Genomic DNA, 1,178 nt, shown 5'->3' on the forward strand with positions numbered 1-1,178 from the left:
ATGGCAAAGGGTAAATTCGAGCGGACGAAGCCGCATGTGAACATTGGCACGATTGGCCATGTTGACCATGGCAAGACGTCGTTGACGGCTGCGATCACGAAGTATTTCGGTGAGTTCAAGGCGTATGACCAGATCGATGCGGCGCCTGAGGAGAAGGCGCGTGGCATCACGATCTCGACGGCGCATGTGGAATACGAGACGGCGGCCCGTCACTATGCCCACGTCGATTGCCCCGGCCACGCCGACTATGTGAAGAACATGATCACGGGTGCTGCGCAGATGGACGGCGCGATCCTGGTGGTGTCGGCCGCTGACGGCCCGATGCCGCAGACGCGCGAGCACATCTTGCTGGCCCGTCAGGTCGGCGTGCCGGCGATCGTGGTGTTCTTGAACAAGGTCGACCAGGTGGACGACGCCGAGCTTCTCGAGCTGGTCGAGCTCGAAGTGCGCGAGCTTCTCTCCAAGTACGATTTCCCCGGCGACGACATTCCGATCGTCAAGGGCTCGGCTCTGGCGGCGCTCGAGGATTCGGACAAGACGATCGGCGAGGAAGCCGTTCGCAAGCTGATGGAAGAGGTTGACGCCTATATTCCGACGCCGGAGCGTCCGATCGACCGTCCGTTCCTGATGCCGATCGAGGACGTGTTCTCGATCTCGGGCCGCGGCACGGTGGTGACGGGTCGCGTCGAGCGCGGCATCGTCAAGGTCGGCGAGGAACTCGAGATCGTGGGCATCCGTGCGACGTCCAAGACCACCTGCACGGGTGTCGAGATGTTCCGCAAGCTGCTCGACCAGGGCCAGGCGGGCGACAACATCGGTGCGCTTCTGCGTGGCGTGGACCGTGAGGGTGTGGAGCGCGGCCAGGTTCTGGCCAAGCCGGGCACGGTGAAGCCGCACAAGAAGTTCAAGGCGGAAGCCTACATCCTGACCAAGGAAGAGGGTGGCCGTCACACGCCGTTCTTCACCAACTACCGTCCGCAGTTCTACTTCCGCACGACGGACGTGACGGGCATCGTCCAGCTGCCGGAAGGCACGGAGATGGTGATGCCGGGCGACAATGTGACGGTGGACGTGGAACTGATCGTGCCGGTGGCGATGGAAGAGAAGCTGCGCTTCGCTATTCGTGAGGGTGGCCGCACGGTGGGTGCGGGCATCGTCGCAGCCATCGTCGAGTAAGC

At 62.9% G+C, this 1,178-nt stretch carries 1 protein-coding gene; it reads left to right on the forward strand.

All coding sequences use genetic code 11. The features are described 5' to 3' along the window. Positions 1–1,176, forward strand: coding sequence for an elongation factor Tu (tuf, locus tag NGM99_RS21545; RefSeq protein WP_252822831.1), 1,176 nt, complete (start codon positions 1–3; stop codon positions 1,174–1,176). Positions 1,177–1,178 lie beyond the last annotated feature (2 nt).

Source organism: Mesorhizobium liriopis, from assembly GCF_024053505.1.
GTDB classification, from domain to species: domain Bacteria; phylum Pseudomonadota; class Alphaproteobacteria; order Rhizobiales; family Rhizobiaceae; genus Mesorhizobium_B; species Mesorhizobium_B liriopis.